Origin of the sequence: Chloracidobacterium thermophilum B (assembly GCF_000226295.1) — a bacterium.
In the GTDB taxonomy this organism is placed as follows: domain Bacteria; phylum Acidobacteriota; class Blastocatellia; order Chloracidobacteriales; family Chloracidobacteriaceae; genus Chloracidobacterium; species Chloracidobacterium thermophilum.
Map to the genome: position 1 here is coordinate 776,846 of NC_016025.1, position 15,881 is coordinate 792,726.

Annotated in this window: 10 protein-coding genes; 4 read left to right on the forward strand and 6 right to left on the reverse strand. The window is 65.2% G+C overall.

What is annotated here, in order from left to right; genetic code table 11:
- Positions 1-90: 90 nt before the first annotated feature.
- From CABTHER_RS14285 to CABTHER_RS16840, 6 genes are read right to left on the reverse strand one after another with little or no spacing between them, the layout of a single operon-like run.
- Positions 91-4,308 carry a C25 family cysteine peptidase gene (locus tag CABTHER_RS14285; RefSeq protein ID WP_148264128.1) on the reverse strand — a complete coding sequence of 1,406 codons (4,218 nt, stop codon included), beginning with the start codon at positions 4,306-4,308 and terminating at the stop codon, positions 91-93.
- A gap of 8 nt (positions 4,309-4,316) precedes the next feature.
- Positions 4,317-4,742, reverse strand: coding sequence for a S26 family signal peptidase (locus CABTHER_RS14290; RefSeq protein ID WP_014101385.1), 426 nt, complete (start codon positions 4,740-4,742; stop codon positions 4,317-4,319).
- The gene (locus CABTHER_RS14295) at positions 4,739-5,641 is read right to left on the reverse strand and encodes a phosphoenolpyruvate carboxykinase (ATP) (RefSeq protein ID WP_212770370.1); all 903 of its coding nucleotides are present in this window, start codon (positions 5,639-5,641) and stop codon (positions 4,739-4,741) included. The genes CABTHER_RS14290 and CABTHER_RS14295 overlap by 4 nt, the downstream gene beginning before the upstream one ends.
- Positions 5,631-5,831 carry a hypothetical protein gene (locus CABTHER_RS17120; protein WP_148264129.1) on the reverse strand — a complete coding sequence of 67 codons (201 nt, stop codon included), beginning with the start codon at positions 5,829-5,831 and terminating at the stop codon, positions 5,631-5,633. Before CABTHER_RS17120 ends, CABTHER_RS14295 begins: the two co-directional genes overlap by 11 nt.
- 49 nt (positions 5,832-5,880) lie before the next feature.
- Positions 5,881-7,134 (reverse strand): radical SAM/SPASM domain-containing protein, encoded by a 1,254-nt coding sequence (locus tag CABTHER_RS16285; protein WP_014101387.1) that lies wholly within the window; start codon positions 7,132-7,134, stop codon positions 5,881-5,883.
- Between the two features lie 10 nt (positions 7,135-7,144).
- Positions 7,145-7,444 carry a PqqD family protein gene (locus tag CABTHER_RS16840; RefSeq protein ID WP_014101388.1) on the reverse strand — a complete coding sequence of 100 codons (300 nt, stop codon included), beginning with the start codon at positions 7,442-7,444 and terminating at the stop codon, positions 7,145-7,147.
- 369 nt (positions 7,445-7,813) lie between these two features.
- Here CABTHER_RS16840 and CABTHER_RS14310 point away from each other — a divergent pair, with 369 nt between their 5' ends.
- The 4 genes from CABTHER_RS14310 to CABTHER_RS14325 all read left to right on the forward strand — a co-directional run bounded on the left by CABTHER_RS14310 (position 7,814) and on the right by CABTHER_RS14325 (position 15,867).
- Positions 7,814-11,743 carry a Kelch repeat-containing protein gene (locus CABTHER_RS14310; RefSeq protein WP_187288453.1) on the forward strand — a complete coding sequence of 1,310 codons (3,930 nt, stop codon included), beginning with the start codon at positions 7,814-7,816 and terminating at the stop codon, positions 11,741-11,743.
- A 281-nt stretch (positions 11,744-12,024) separates the two neighbouring features.
- Complete coding sequence (locus CABTHER_RS14315) at positions 12,025-12,465, forward strand: VOC family protein (protein WP_335334125.1); 441 nt, start codon at positions 12,025-12,027, stop codon at positions 12,463-12,465.
- Positions 12,466-12,473: 8 nt separating this feature from the next.
- Positions 12,474-14,981: a S9 family peptidase gene (locus tag CABTHER_RS14320; RefSeq protein WP_148264132.1), complete on the forward strand. Its 2,508-nt coding sequence runs from the start codon at positions 12,474-12,476 to the stop codon at positions 14,979-14,981.
- Between the two features lie 10 nt (positions 14,982-14,991).
- Positions 14,992-15,867, forward strand: coding sequence for an alpha/beta fold hydrolase (locus tag CABTHER_RS14325; protein ID WP_014101392.1), 876 nt, complete (start codon positions 14,992-14,994; stop codon positions 15,865-15,867).
- The last annotated feature ends 14 nt before the right edge of the window (positions 15,868-15,881 follow it).

The following is a 15,881-nucleotide window of genomic DNA, read 5'->3' on the forward strand; positions in this document are numbered from 1 at the left end:
GAGCGCCATTCAAAAGATGAGCGCCGCACCCATCGTACGGCGCTCACCAGCCTCAATCAAGCAATGGAAGCCTTGCCACAGCCGGTCGTGCTACCGCCGGGGTATCTCCCGCACGCGCAGCGTCGGGTCGCCCAACAGCGTCCACGACCGCCGGACTTCCAGGCTGTTCGTCCCCAGCTTCGCACGCCGGATGGCATCGCCCAGACGCGCGGCCGGCTCCAGCCCGTACAGGGCATCGAGCAGCCCCACATTCGCCCCGTGCTGGTCAGGGCTGACCGTCAGCGACGACGACGTCCACGTCGCCACCGCCCCGCCCGGCGCCAGCACCAGCGCCTTGCCCAGGCTGGTCGTGTACAGGTCGTGGTGAAGACCGTTCAGGCAGGTCATCCCGACGACAATCGCCGGCTGCCCCGTGTTCATCAGCCCGGCCGCATCGGCGCTGGTCAGAAGGTTCTCGGCCGCCCAGTTCTGGGTTGAACCGTGCCCAACGTAGTTGACCAGCCCGGCTCCGCTGTTGAAGCCCGCCAGCACGGCCGCCCGCGCCCCGGCCGCGCCCAGCACACTCAGCCGGATGGGCGTCACCTGCGCCGGATCGGGCGCCAGACCGATGATGTCTGTCGCCGCCTGGTCAAAATCGCCACCGGCGTCAGGATTGTCCGCCACGACCACCACCCGCTGCTTCCAGTCGGCCGCACCGGCCTGCTCATAGGTCAGTATCTTGCCGATGACAATCTCCGCTTCGGCTGGCGTCCTGACCGGCAACCGCCCAATCGCCAACTGCGCCAGTCCCGTCCCGCCAAAGTCGCCAAACCAGTCGTCCACGGCCGTTTCCAGCGTGCCGACCGCCAGCAGCTTCGTCGGGATGAAGTGCCCGCCAAAGCCCAGATAGTCGCGCGGGTCAAACGTCGCATTCCCCACCAGCAGCGCATACCGCGCCGGCCGCGCCCAGCGCAAAGCCGCCGTCTCCAGAAACGCCCGCACCGCGGCCGTAGAGGGCGCGCCATAGCCCCACTCGTCATAGACATCCGTGATGTCCACGACGACCGTCCGCAGCCCTTCTGCCTGCCGCGTCCGGGCCAGCCGTTCGGCAGCCGGGCGGAAAGCGCCGTGGGTGAGAATGACAAAATCCGCCGCCACGTCCGTGCGATGCCAGGCTGAAGGTGTGTTGGCTTCCACCTGCGGCGACCACATCGCCCCCGTTGTCGTCAGCAGGATGTCCCGCCCTGCCGCGGCCCCCAGCATCGCCGTCTGCCCCATCATCCGCACCGGAAGCTGCACCGGCGCCTCCGGCTGCGTGATGTCAAAGGCAACAGCCGGAGCCGTAAAGCCTGTCACCTGCAGCGTGTGCCGCCCGCCCGTGCGTGGTACGTGAACCAGCAGCCGGTCATCCGCCGCCTGAAGCTGCCGGGCATACTCGACCGTCAGCGTCTTGACCAGGTTGACATCCCCGGCTTCCGACGCCTGAAGCGTCACGGTATTCGCACCGTTGATGACCTGTTCGGCCGGCACGGTCCACGTCGCCTGCCCCACACTCCGCCCGGTGTACGTCACCGCGCCAAGCGGCTGCCCGTTCCACAAGACGTTCACCGTGTGCGCGCCGAGCGAGACGCCCTGCAGCTCGACGCTCACCTGCGCCGGCTCGCCGCTCGCCGTCGCCGGATCACGTACCACGATGTCCTGCGCTACGGGGCTGTTGGTGACGACACTGCCGAAGAAGTTGTCCTCGTCGCCGTTGAGCAGCGCCGCAAAGTAGATGGTCTTGTCGGCGCGCGTCACCCGCGAGCGGAAGTGCTGCAATGTCGGGCGCAGCATGGGCGCGCCAGCGCCCGGCCCCACCCGGTTGCCCGGTGTCCGCCCCTCAATCAGCCAATACACCCGCTCGCCGCTGTCCGGCGTGTCGTCGGCCACGCCGTAAAACTCGATGCCCTCAGCCGTCACCCGCAGCGGCACCTGCCGCCCGTGGGCATACAGTTGCAGCCGCTCCCGATCAGCCGTCGGCGACAGCCCCGCCGCCGCCAGCGCCCCAAACGTCACCCGCTGCCACCCCGTCCGTGTCACCCGCAGCTTGACCGCCGGCTGCGCCGCCAGCCACTGCTGCATCTCCAAATCGCCCGGCGGCTCCAGCCCGACGCCAGCCCCGGCCTTGTACCGGGAAGCCTCCTTGCTGCCGGTCAGTTCGGCACCCGCCGGTGCGGCATCATCCTCAATCTGCCGCCCCAGCCGGGACGTGCTGTGTCCCAGCAACGGCGAGTTCTTCAGCAACGCCAGCGGCACAGCCTCGCGCGTCTGGCGCAGGGTGACAGGGCCGTACCACTGCCGCGAACCATCCAGATCGTAAGCTTCCAGCCAGTAGATGGCGCTGCCCTTTACCAGCCGCGCCGTTTCATCGCGCCACGTGTAGCGTTGCCCGGCCGTCAGGGCATCACTGGTCAGCAGGGCACTGCCGGCAATGAGTTCCGGCGTCAGGCGCTCACGCCGCCCGTCGCGTTCGCGCCAGAGGTGAAAGCCCAAATGCGCGCTTTCGTAACCCGTCGCCCACTGCACCAGCACGTCGCCGGTCGCGTAGCGCGTCGCCTCGAAACCGGTCAGGTCAACTTTTGTGGGGGTCGGTGGTGGCGAACTGTCTGTACAGCCAGCGCAAGCGCCATTCCGGTTCACGGCCAGCTCGCAGAGCGGACCAAAGGTGTAGGTGGCCCGCTCCTGGGTCGTGTTGCCGGTCTCATCCCGCCAGACGGCCGTTGTGCCTTCCGGCGTCCCGCCCGGCGTCCCCGTGACATTCATCACACAGGGTGAGCCTGTGGTTGGTGAAACCCGGATGACGTAGTACAGCGAAGCGGCGCTGTTGGCGGCAATTGTGTCGGGCGTCCAAGTGATGCTCCCCGAAGTGGCGCCGTCGGCCGGCTGGGTAAACGTCCCCTGGGTTACCTGCGCCCCACCGTAGGTGGAGTCGTTGACATAGGCAACTTCCGGCACACCAGGAAGGTTTGCCACCACCTGCCGCGTCCGTGTGCCGAAAACCGGACCGGTGATGGTCGTGCCGTCCAGCACGATGTCATGATCGGTCGGGTTGACGATGTCCACCCGCACCCGGTAGAAGGTCGTCTGAGGACTGTTACACGGTGGGTTCGGACCATTCCCCGGATTGCCAATGTGAAACAGGCGCTGCGTCATGTAGGGCTTGAGTGGTGCGGTTGTGGCCCCCGCATCGCCCGGAAAGTAAACCCGGAACTTGTCCCCCTGCCGCCAGACCGTCGTGTTGGGGATAGCCGCGCTGCCGTTGCCGGAGGGCACGGCGGCAGCGTGGTTGCCAATGTAGTAGGTGATGTGGTTGTTGCCGGAGGCGCTGATGGTGATGTTGTTGCGCCAGATACCGTAGTCCACGGCGCTGACGCTGGTCGTCCAGGGACCAACCTCAAAGCTTCCCCACACCGTTGCCCCGGAGACCGTCGTGGTGTTGAAGGTTTGGCTCCCGGTCCGGCTCGTGAAGGCAATCGTGCCGGTACCGCCGATGTTGGCATCCCAGTCAAAGTCGTTGGCGCGGCACGTACAACCGCTGGTGATGTAGGGGTAGTAGTTCCACGTAATGGGAGGTTGGCGCTCAGTATTCTGCGGACCAAGATGGATGCCCGGATCAAAGTACATGTTCAGCCCGCGACCGGTCGTGGGGCCGCCCAGGTTCTGATCCCGGTTGGCCCCGGGATCAAGCGTGTGCGCCGCCACCCCGAAGGGATTGACGCCGCTATCACCTCCACCGGGCTGGATGATGCGCAGTTCCCAGTGGCCGGCTGCCGGATTTTCCCTCGTGAAGAAGTTCTTCCACTGGTCGTTGGCGGCTCTGGTGTCGGGGCCGTTCGTGCCCACGGCCGAGTTGTCACCCTGGGTGAAGTTCAGCCCTGTACCGCTCAGGGAAGTATTGAGAGGGATGGATGTACCGGCGGGATCAAACAGGGAGTAGTTTGTTGTTATGTTCCCCACCCGGTTGTCAAAACGGTTCACCCCGGACGGCCCGCCTGTCGAACCATAGTCAGCGTCGTAAATGTCAATCGTCAGCCGCGAAGTGCCGCTCGGCACCTCGATGAACACCGAGTAGTACGTGTTGAGACCCGGCGAAGCCGAACAGCCCACAAAATCACCATTTCCCAAGGGTGCGCCGCTGTCGCGGACGGTGATCATCTGCGCGTTGAGCGGGGTTCTGGCCGCCCGCACTTCCGGCCGCCTGACCACCGGCGGCACCACCCCTGCCAGTAACCCAACCAGCACCAGCACGTAAAGCGGTCTGACTGTGGCCCAAAAACGAGTCCTATTCATCTGCGGTTTCATGGCGTCTTCTCCAATACAGGCTTCAAAAAGAACTTCCACCGCGCACAACGCTGCCCGAACCGCCGGACGGCCCCGGCCAGCCGTGCGCGGCAGGAACGTGGCGGCAACAGCACGCGCCCCAGAATGGCCCGGCGCGGCACAACATCGGTTGCCTGCCCCTGGGCGTCGCCGCGCAGTACAAACCACGTGTCATCAGCAGCGGAACGAACTGCGATGATGCGATGCGCAATCAGCCGGCCGTCCACCTGCGCCAGAACGATTTCCCCACGCCCCGGCTGCTCATCGGCGCCCAGCGGCCGGACGGTAATCGTCTCGCCGTCGGCAATGGTCGGCGCCATGCTGCGCCCCGGCGCGGTGAACCGCACCGGCAGTCCCTGCGCCAGAAGACTTCGGACCAGCGTTGTCCAGCCGGCGTTGGTCACGGCTGCATCCTCCGTACGTAGTCCACAACGGCCGGCGTCGGACGAAACACGAGTTCGTAACAGGGAACGGCCGTCACCAGCCGCTCCAGAAAACCAACCGTGAAATCGAGCGCCGCGGCGTCATAAAAAGGTGGAAAAGCGCGGGCAAACAGCCGGGCCGCCGCCAGCCCCGGTGGTAGCGGGCGGGCCGCGTCTTCGGCGCCCTTGCACAAAATGAACAGGGCGTTGAGAGGCGCGGCAGCCGGCGCGGCAAACTCGCCTTCCCCGTGCCACGGCGTTCCAAACATCAGCCACTGCCCATCGCACTGGCGGACGATGACCCGGTCATCACTGAGCACCGTCGCCCCGGCCCGCGTCCAGAGCCGGGCGGTTGTGGTCTTGCCGTCACCCGACTGCCCGACAAAGAGGAACCCGCGCCCGTCCGTATCCACCACGGCGCAGGCGTGGAGTTCGACACCCTGCCCACGCGCCAGCAGGTTTGTCACCAGCAGTTCATCCACGGGATATTCCAGCGGCGACTGCATGGCGGCGATGACGGCCGGCAGGCGGCGATACCAGATGCAGCCGGTCTGGTAGGCCGGGTCAAACCAAGCAATGCGGTAGGGTTCAGGGCCGAACACCGGCGCGGCAATGTCGTAGCGATACCCACCGGCGGCCCGGTACAGCGTCCACATCCCGCCGGAGGCAAAGACCAGTTCCATCGGCTCCGGCAGCGCCGCCTCATCCAGCCAGCCAACGCGGATCGCCGCGTCTGCCGGCGCGTCCTCCCACGGTACAACAAAGCGCGCGGTCGGGCCGCTGATGTGCATGGGCAAGCCGAGGCCCCTGGCGTCCACGGCCAGCCGCAGCCCGCCAATCATCAACCGGGTTTGCCGGGAACAGAGGCGTTCAGGAAGCAATGGAGCTACATGCGAGGGTCGTACATTGAGCATTGGACGGTCCGGCGGTGCTGGTGGTCTTGCAGGCCCCCAGTACGGCTTCTTCAGCGCGCAACTCGACCCGGACGATGGATGGTTTGGTGTAGGGACGCCGCGCCGGCTTTTCCGGCACCCCCGAAGCTGATGTGGATGGTGAATGCGGTTCTGTCATGGAATGCGGTCCTTTCGGTCGTGGGAAACGGATAAGCATGGTTGGAACGTTATGGTGTGGGTTCTGCTACAACGGGACGTGCCTGAAGTACCGGCAAGGCCCGGCGGGATTGGAAAGTCAGTTCGACACCCAGTTCCTGCGCCCGGGCGCGCAAAGCTGCCACAGAAGCCTGGATGTCCTCGTAACGCTCGCTTCCCGGACGGTACTCGCACAGCGGGTTGGGCTTCAGATCAAGCCCAAGCAGGTAGGCGCGCAGATGATTCGTCCGGCAGAAGAAATCCACAGCGGCTTCCTTGTCGCCGTTTTCCAGTTCGTTGACAGCGGCGCAGCTCGTGCACATGAGGCGGATTTCGCAGCTTGTGCACTTGGCCGGACGGGTTCGGGTCTGAAGGCGCACCCGCCGCAGAAACTGCTCCCAGCCCTCGCGGAAACTGCCCTGGCGCAGGTCGTAGGTGTCCACCTGCGACAGCACACAGATGGACATCTCGCCGTACGGGTTCACGGCAAAGGAACCAACGCCGCCGCCGCAGTCATAGACGGTGTTGGAAACGTATGGGGCCACGGCAGCCGTCCGGTAGCGGTCGTTGAGGTCGCGCCAGGCGGTCATACGGCGCGGATCGCGCAGGTCCAGCTCGACGACTTCTTCGGGCGTCAGGCGCACTTCCAGTGGCGACTGCGAACAGTCAACCCGTGGGTTGATCATGCTGTCGAACTTGAACGGCACGCCCAGACTTTCGGCAAAATCGCGCATGGCGAAGATTTCATCTCTGGTGATGGTTGTGCCGACGGTCTTGAGCTTGAGCGGCAGCCGGCGTTCAAGCAGCAGGCGGATGCCCTGGTGACAGCGGTCGTAGGAGCCGGGCACGCGGGTCAGCCGCTCATAGGTTTCGCGGGTGTGGCCGTAGAGCGTGATCTCGATGGCAAAGGGACGCCATTCGGCCAGATAGTCGGCAATGCGCGGCGTCAGCAGTGTGCCGTTGGTAAACAGCGTGATGATGAAGCCCCGGCGCCTGGCTTCGGTGTAGATGTCCAGAAAGTCCCGGCGCGCAAAAATTTCCCCGCCGGTAAAGAGCACCCACAGCGTTCCGGCTTCGGCAATTTCGTCGAAAATCCGCCGGTATTCATCCAGCGAAAGCTCGCGCCGCCGGGCGGCGTGGTCATTCATTGGCAGGTTGTTGTAGCAGTGCTGGCAGGCCAGCGGGCAGCGGCGGCTTACCTCAAAGGTGGCTTCCAGCGGGATGCGCTGGGCCAGCAGCCGCTCGTGCAACCGGCGACTGAGTTCTGCATACGGGATGCTTTCCATGGCTTCCCTCTCAGGCGGCAGAGCTGGCAGCGTGGCGAAACTCGACAATGCCGCTTTCCTCAAGTGCGGCCAGAAATTCAGCGACATCCTGCGCGGCCTGTTCCGGTGACACCTCGAAAGCCTCACAGAGCACCGCGCCGAGCGCAGCTACGTCTCCGGTTGTATCGAGCTGTGACCAGAGCAAGGCGGCCGTGTCGTTCAGGACGTAGATGGCATCCAGATCAGCCGCCTGCCCGCGAATCGGGATCAACAGGGTTTCGTCGGCAATGCGGCGCGTCACACATGGAAGTTTTTTGACAAGGTTGTTCATAAGATTTTTCCAGCTTTCGGGTTGTTTTTTTATGAGTTTCACTTCATACCCATAAAGAGTTGCAATTGTGTTGCACCAGCTTGTCAGTCCAGGACAGTCTCCCAAAAAAGTTCTCACCTCGCTCAGACGCTCCCACCGGCAGCGGCGGCACATGCCTTCCAAAATTTTTTGCCTTCGGGACTGCGCAACGCCGCCTGCCAGCGTCAGAAACGTCCTGCTCCGGGCGAAACCGGCACGTTGGCTTTCGACTTGGCCTTTCAGCGGTGCTTGGTGAGAATGGGCGCTTGTTTTCGCGCGCCGCCACGGCGAATGCTGGTGGGGGATCGCTTCCAAATACGTTGGATGACGCTCTTAAGGATGACCTTGTTGATGTCTTCACGCCTGTTGACCCGTCTCGGTCTGGTTCTGATGTTGTGCCTGCATCCGTTGCTGTTGTCTCTCCCGCCCACGCTGGCGTCCAGTGGAACACCACGGCCACTGCGCCCTTCCCAACCCCCAGCGCACACCAGAACGGCTCCGACAACCCTTGCCCTTCCGGGGGCTGCACAGTGGCGTACACTCACACTCGATGAGCGGGTGCGTTACCGCCGGGCGATTGAACAGGTCTATTGGAAACGGCGGCGCTGGGAGGCCACGACACCCAAGCCGGCTTTCGACCGTCTTTTTTCCCAGCCGCAACTCCGCGCCCTCGTCGAAGACGAACTGCGCCAGCAGCACGCGCTGGACATGCTCTGGCATCACGCGCCGACGCCCGCCGAACTCCATGCCGAAGTCAGCCGGATGATGCGCCATTCCAAACAACCGGAAGTGTTGCAGGAGCTGTTTGCGGCGCTGGACAACGACCCCATTGCCATTGCCGAATGCCTGGCGCGGCCGGTGCTGGTCAGACAGCGGTTGCAGGCGGACTATGCCCGTGACCGGCGGTTTCACGGCCGGCTCGAAGCCCAGGTGCGCCAGGCGCTGGAAATCGCGCCCGCGGTTGAGACGCTCTCCCGGCTGGGCGCGGTCTGCACCGAAGTCGAGTTCATCCGCCGTGACCGGCCTGAAGCCTTCGCGGTTGCCGACCTACGCCGCCTGCCGGTGTCCGGCGCGGACTGGGAACACGAAATGGCCCGGCTTGCAGAACGCTTCGGAAGCCACCCGGCCAAACTGGCGCCCGGTATGGTGACGCCTCTGTGTGAAGACGACGAGCGGTTTTTCGTCCAGCAGCTTCAGGCGATTGAAGGCGGCCGGGTGCGGCTTGCCACGGCCGAATGGCGCAAAGTGGACTTCGATACCTGGTGGGCGCAGGTCAGGGCCAACTACAGCCCCGTCATCCCGACAGTCTCCGGGTCGTTTCCAGAACTCCGGCTGCCGGTCACGGCGGAAAGTGCCCTCCCCAAGGCCATTGCCGGCAACGACAACCGCTGGGCGCAGGATGCCGGCGATGGTGTCCCGTCCGCGCGTTTCCGCCATACGGCAGTCTGGACGGGCGTCGAAATGATTGTGTGGGGCGGTTTCCGGGGGACGTTCAGCGGCGGCAGCCCGCTCAACACCGGCGGGCGCTACAACCCGATTACCGACACCTGGACGCCGACGCGCGTTGCCCCCAGCGCCATCGGCGCCACCGATGCCGCGCCAGCGCCACGGGTCAACCATACGGCCGTGTGGACCGGCACGCGGATGATTGTCTGGGGCGGCGTCAGCGGCACGCCGGTCAACTCCGGCGCACTCTACGATCCGGTCGAAAACAAGTGGACGGCGACCCGTACCGACCCCAGTTCATCCACGGCCAACGACGGCGCACCGGCCGCCCGGTTCAGCCACGTTGCTGTCTGGCTGGCGCAGGCCGGGCGGATGGTTGTCTGGGGCGGCAACCTCAACTTTGTCGGCAGCGTTCCCATCCCAACCAATACCGGCGGCGTCTATAACCCCGAAACCAACGCCTGGAGCGCCACGGCCACGACGGGCGCACCACAGGCGCGGACCGACCACGTGGCGGTTTCGACCGGAACGGCGATGATTGTCTTCGGCGGCGTCAACGCCGACGGCGGCCGCCTCAACAGCGGCGGCATTTATACGCCCAGCAACAACACCTGGACGGCGACAAGCACGACCAATGCCCCCGGACTGTTCACCCCCAGCGCCGTATGGACGGGAACGGAACTTCTCGTCTGGGGCAGCGTGGCCGGCGCGCCAGCGCCAACCGTGGCCGGTGCCCGTTACAACCCGGCCAACAACACCTGGACAGCGATTGCCACGGCTGGCGCGCCGACGCCCCGCGTCAACCAGAGTACCGTCTGGACCGGCACGGAAATGATTGTCTGGGGCGGGGCGGCGCTCGACGTACGTTTCAACGACGGTGGACGCTACAACCCGGCGACGAACACCTGGACGCCGGTCACAACGGTCGGCGCTCCGTCGGGACGTGAAAACCACACGGCCATCTGGACGGATGCCTACGCCGAACCGAACCAGAACGCCACGAAGTACATGATTGTCTGGGGCGGACAGGGCGGCGACGCCACCGGCGGCCGCTACGATCCCCTCACGAACACCTGGCTTCCGACGGCGACCACGCCCGTTCCGATCGCCCGCGAAGGCCACACAGCGGTCAACACCGGCGTGGAAATGATCATCTGGGGCGGTGCATCAGCCGGTGTGCGGACGCTGACCGGCGGGCGCTACAACCTCGCCACGGCCCAGTGGCTGCCCACGTCCACCCAGGGCGCGCCCGGCGCGGCGATCAACCTGCCGCCCGTGGGCCACACCGCCGTGTGGACAGGCAGCGAAATGATCATCTGGGGCGGACAGACCAACGCTGGCGGGCGCTACAACCCCGTCACGAACACCTGGACGCCCACCTCGCTGACGAATGCCCCCTCGGCACGGGAAGAACACACCGCCGTGTGGACGGGCAGTGAAATGATCGTCTGGGGCGGACGTTTCACGAATCCGTCCAACAATGAGACCAACTACTTTGACAACGGCGGGCGGTACAACCCCGCAACGGATACGTGGGCGGCGACGGCAGCGGATGGTCGCCCCGGGCCGCGCTCCCGGCACACGGCCGTCTGGACGGGCAGCGAAATGATCGTCTGGGGCGGCGTGACCTTTGCCGACAACCGCTTTTCCGAACTGCGCACCGGCGGACGCTACAACCCGACGACGAACACCTGGACGCCCACGCGCACCGATCCGACCAGCTCCGGCGGGACGGACGGCGCGCCGGATGCCCGTTTTGACCACACGGCCATCTGGACGGGCGACCGGATGATCGTCTGGGGCGGGGCGACCACCGCCGCCCGGGCGTTCAACTCCGGGGCGCTGTACAACCCGGCTGCCGACACCTGGGCGGCCACCTCCGCCAACGGCGTACCGGCGGCGCGTTCCGGCCACACAGCCGTCTGGACGGGCCGCGAAATGATCGTCTGGGGTGACGCCGGCGCCACCGGCGGACGCTACAACCCGACGTTCGACTTCTGGCGGCCGGTCGAAACCGAGGGCGCGCCGGATTTGACCGCCAGCCACACGGCGATCTGGGACGCCACCCGCCGGCAGATGGTCGTCTGGGGCGGACGTGGCAGCGGCGGTGTCTCCAATGCGCTGGGGGCTTACGGGGCCCGGGGTGAACAGGGCGACACCGTGGGCATCTTCCGCCGGGGGCAGTTTTTCCTGCGCAACTCGAACACTTCGGGCAACGCCGACCTGGCTTTCGCGTTTGGTGCGGACGGCGACGTGCCCCTGGCCGGCGACTGGAACGGCGACGGCATCACCACCGTCGGGGTCTTCCGCAACGGCACGTTCTTCCTGCGCAACAGCAACGACAGCGGCGTGGCCGACATTGCCTTTGCCTATGGCGGCGCGGAGGACATCCCGCTGGCCGGCGACTGGGACGGCAATGGCACGACGACCATTGGCGTCTATCGCCCGGCGACGCGGACGTTCTTCCTGCGCAACAGCAACACGGCCGGCAACCCGGACATCGTCGTGGTCTATGGCGAGGAAGGCGACCGCCCGATTGTCGGCGACTGGGACGGCAACGGCACGACGACGGTTGGCGTGGTGCGCGGCAACACCTTCCTGCTGCGCAATGCCAACACGGGCGGCGATGCCGATCTGGTGTTCAACTTTGGCAACCCCGATGACAAGGTTGTGGTCGGGGACTTCGACGGCGATGGCGTGGATACGGTCGGCGTCTATCGCGTGCCGACGTTCTTCCTGCGCAACACCAACCTGCCCGGCACGGCTGACTTCCTGCTGGTCTATGGCGCGGATGGCGACATACCGCTTGTCGGCAACTGGGACGGGCAGTTGTAGCGCAAGAACCTCCCGACGCCCTGCCCGTCAACCAGGACAAGAGCGCACCCGAAAAAATCCCTGTGACAACCGAAGCCGTGGCTCCTCACAGGGAAATGTGCCGCCCACGATAATCTAACCGGAAGGTTCTGTTGGGTTTGTATGCACCTGGGACTGCGCCCGGTCTGGCCGTCGTCGGTTGTCTCGCCTCTGGCGCGCGGCTTAAGATGAACACGCCGCCGGATGAAAACGCCATCCCAGAAGGCGGCAGAGACTTTTCAAAACCTTTCCAAACACGGCTTATGTTGAACGCACCCTGCTTTCACCTGGCATTCCCTGTGACCGACCTTGAGGCGACCCGCCGTTTTTATGTTGACGGACTTGGCTGCACTCCGGGCCGAACCTCAGAGCGGGCGCTGATTCTCAACTTCTTTGGGCACCAGCTTGTCGCCCATCTTGTTTATGAGCCACCGCCGCCACAGACCGGCATCTACCCGCGTCACTTCGGCATGGTGTTTCCGACGGAAACGGCCTGGGCTGAAGTTGCAGCACGGGCAAAAGCGCAGGGGCTACGCTTCCGTCACCCACCACGAGTCCGCTTTCCCGGCGAACCGACCGAACACCGGACATTCTTTCTGGAAGACCCGTCGGGCAACCTGCTGGAGTTCAAGCATTACACCAACCCTGAAGCCGTCTTTGGCTGCGCCGAACTCCCTGAAGTTGGCGATGACACCGACCGATGAGTGTGGCTATGCCTTCCTACCATCAACCGCTTCCCTGTCGTAAGTGGGCCGCTGTGCTCTGCCTGCTTGGTTGGCTGAGCAGCATTTTCCTGCTTCCAGCACCCGCCCAAATCCCCTATCGCACCCCCCCAAAAGCCATCGCCGACCTGGTGGATGCCCCCCTGCCACCGGTGGCTCTGCTGAGTCCGCAACGGAACTGGCTGCTGCTGGCCGACCGTCCCACCCTGCCGCCCATTGCCGAAGTCGCCCAGCCCGAACTCCGCCTGGGCGGTATCCGCTTCAACCCAAAGACCAACGGCCCCAGCCAACCGTCCTACCTGACCGGACTCACCCTGGTGCGCCTGACGGACGGGACGAAACGCCCTGTGACCGGACTTCCCAACCCGGCGCGCCTGAGCGACCTCAGTTGGTCGCCGGACGAACGCTTCCTGGCGTTGACCCACACCACGACTGATCGTGTCGAACTGTGGCTGCTCGATGTCGAACAGGCCGCCGTGCGCCGGCTGGGTGATTTCCAGCTCAACGCCATCGCTGGACGCCCCTTCCAGTGGCTTCCCAACAGCCAGGCGCTGCTGTGCCGAACCGTACCGGCCAAGCGCGGTGCACCGCCATCACCGCCAGCCGCGCCGGACGGACCCATCGTGCAGGAAAACCGCGGACGGGTCACGGCCGCCCGTACCTTCCAGGACCTGCTGCGCAATCCCTACGACGAAACGCTGTTTGACTACTATCTTACGTCCCAGCTCGTCCGGGTTGACCTGAACGGCCGTACCAAACCCATCGGCACCCCGGCCATTTTCCAGAGTGCTGTGCCCTCACCCAACGGGCAGTATTTCCTGGTGCAGATACTGCATCGCCCCTATTCCTACACCCTGCCGGCAAGCTATTTCCCCAACCGGATTCAGGTCTGGGACGAAAACGGGAACGTTGTCCGCGAAGTTGCCGACCTGCCGCTGCGGGATGACATCCCGACGAGCTTTGACGCCGTTGCCAAAGGCCCCCGCAACGTACAGTGGCGCAGCGATGCCCCGGCCACGCTCGTCTGGGTGGAAGCTCAGGATGAGGGCAACCCGGCCGTCAAAGCCGACATTCGGGACCGTCTCTTCTTCCTGTCCGCGCCGTTTGCCGGCACCCCCACACCCAGCCTTGGCTTTGCCTACCGTTTTCTGGCCGTCCAGTGGCACAGCGGACAGTTGGCCATTGCCTACGAAGGCTGGCGCAAAACGCGCCTGCGCCGTACCTGGCGATTCCAACCGGATGCCCCCGACGCGGCACCAACGCTTGTGTTTGAACGTTCAACCGAAGACCGCTATGCCGACCCCGGCAACTTTCTCACCACCACAGCCCCTGATGGCACACCCCGCCTGCTTTCGCCTGATGGCGGCAGGACGCTCTACCTGACCGGCGAAGGCGCTTCGCCGGAAGGCGACCGCCCGTTTCTGGATCGCTTCGAGGTAGCCACGGGCCAGACAACACGGCTGTGGCGGTCAGAACCGCCCTACTATGAAAACCCCGTAGCCCTGCTTGACCCCGCAGCCACGCGCGTTCTGCTCACGCGCGAGTCGCCAACCGCGCCGCCCAACTACTTCATCCGGGACATGGAGACAGGCCGGATGACGGCGCTCACGGACTTCCCCCACCCGACGCCCCAGCTCATCGGCATCCAGAAAGAGCAAATCCGCTACAAACGGGCCGACGGCGTTGATCTGACGGCAACGCTCTACCTGCCGCCCGGCTATGACCCCCAACGCGACGGCCCCCTGCCGCTGATGATGTGGGCCTACCCACAGGAATTCGTCAGCGCCACGGCCGCCAGTCAGGTACAGGGGTCGCCCTACCGGTTCGTCCGTGTCAGCTACTGGGGGCCACTTTTCCTGCTGACGCAGGGGTATGCCGTCCTCGATGACCCCTCCTTCCCTATCGTGGGCGAAGGCGGCCGCGAACCGAATGACACCTACATCGAGCAGCTCGTAGCCTCGGCCAAGGCGGCCATTGATGAATGTGTCCGGCGCGGTGTCGCCGACCCCAACCGCGTCGCCATCGGTGGCCACTCCTACGGGGCGTTCATGACGGCCAACCTGCTGGCCCACTCGCGGCTGTTCCGCGCCGGGATTGCCCGCAGCGGCGCTTACAACCGGACGCTCACCCCCTTTGGCTTTCAGGCCGAAGAGCGTACCTACTGGCAGGCCCGCGAGGTGTATCACCGCATGTCGCCGTTCAACTACGCCGACCAGATACGCGACCCGCTGCTGCTGATTCACGGCGAAGCCGACGACAACTCCGGCACCTTCCCCATCCAGAGCGAACGGCTGTTTCAGGCCATCAAGGGCCTTGGCGGGACAGTACGGCTGGTGATGCTGCCTCACGAACGCCATGGCTACCGGGCGCGCGAATCCATCCTGCACATGCTCTGGGAGATGCACACCTGGCTGGAAGAGCACGTCAAGGCGGCCAAACCGCTGGAAGCCGAAACAAAACCGGCCGGGACCCGTTCCGGCCAGCCGGAACAGCGCTGACGCAACATCCATGGAACAACCTTTGAACCCATCGTCACACTACTTCCACTCGCACCGGCTCAAGCTGCACTACTGGGACTACGGCGGGCCCGACGACCGCCTGCCGCTCATTCTCGTCCACGGCACGCAGGATCACGCGCGAAGCTGGGATGACTTTGCGCGGGAGTTCCGCCGCGAGTACCACGTTTATGCCCTTGACCTGCGCGGCCATGGCGACAGCGCGTGGGTGGAAGGTGCGATGTACGCTTTCCCGGAGTTCATGCTCGACCTGGTGGCCTTCGGCGGTGTCGTGCAGCGGTTTCCGGCGGCCATCGTCGGGCACTCGCTGGGCGGCATTGTGGCCATGCACTACGCCGGCGCGTTTCCCGAACGGGTCTCGGCCGTCGTCAACATCGAAGGCTGGGGCCCGCCCCCGGCGACAAGGACGAAGACCTACACGGAACGGCTGCGCACCTGGGCAGAACGGGTGCTGGCCGCCGAAAGCCGGACGCCGCGCCGCTATGCCTCCATCGAGGAAGCCACGGCCCGGATGAAGGAAGCCAATCCGCATCTTTCCGATGCCATGGCCGCGCACCTGACGCGCTACGGCACGAACCGTACGGCCGACGGCAGCCTCATCTGGAAGTTCGATCCCTACCTGCGCAACCTGCCGCCGCTGGGACTGCCGACCGAACTGGCCAGGGAACTCTTTGCGGCCGTGCAATGCCCGGTACTGTGCATCCGGGGCGCGAAAAGCTGGGCGGCCAACCTTGCGCAGAGTCCGCAGCTTCAGATGATCGAGCGGATGCAGTACGTCGAAATTCCCGACGCCGGCCACTGGGTTCACCACGACCAGTTTGAAGCCGTCGTGGACGCAACGCGCCGCTTTCTGGCCGATGTTGCGTAGGCCGGGCGCGCCCT

What these genes read in the sequence shown, in the direction of transcription:
- CABTHER_RS16285 (WP_014101387.1), bottom strand. Translation starts at nt 7,134, where the DNA reads ATGGAAAGCATCCCGTATGCAGAACTCAGTCGCCGGTTGCACGAGCGG.
- CABTHER_RS17120 (WP_148264129.1), bottom strand. Translation starts at nt 5,831, where the DNA reads ATGACAGAACCGCATTCACCATCCACATCAGCTTCGGGGGTGCCGGAA.
- CABTHER_RS16840 (WP_014101388.1), bottom strand. Translation starts at nt 7,444, where the DNA reads ATGAACAACCTTGTCAAAAAACTTCCATGTGTGACGCGCCGCATTGCC.
- CABTHER_RS14320 (WP_148264132.1), top strand. Translation starts at nt 12,474, where the DNA reads ATGCCTTCCTACCATCAACCGCTTCCCTGTCGTAAGTGGGCCGCTGTG.
- CABTHER_RS14325 (WP_014101392.1), top strand. Translation starts at nt 14,992, where the DNA reads ATGGAACAACCTTTGAACCCATCGTCACACTACTTCCACTCGCACCGG.
- CABTHER_RS14310 (WP_187288453.1), top strand. Translation starts at nt 7,814, where the DNA reads ATGTCTTCACGCCTGTTGACCCGTCTCGGTCTGGTTCTGATGTTGTGC.
- CABTHER_RS14315 (WP_335334125.1), top strand. Translation starts at nt 12,025, where the DNA reads ATGTTGAACGCACCCTGCTTTCACCTGGCATTCCCTGTGACCGACCTT.
- CABTHER_RS14285 (WP_148264128.1), bottom strand. Translation starts at nt 4,308, where the DNA reads ATGAATAGGACTCGTTTTTGGGCCACAGTCAGACCGCTTTACGTGCTG.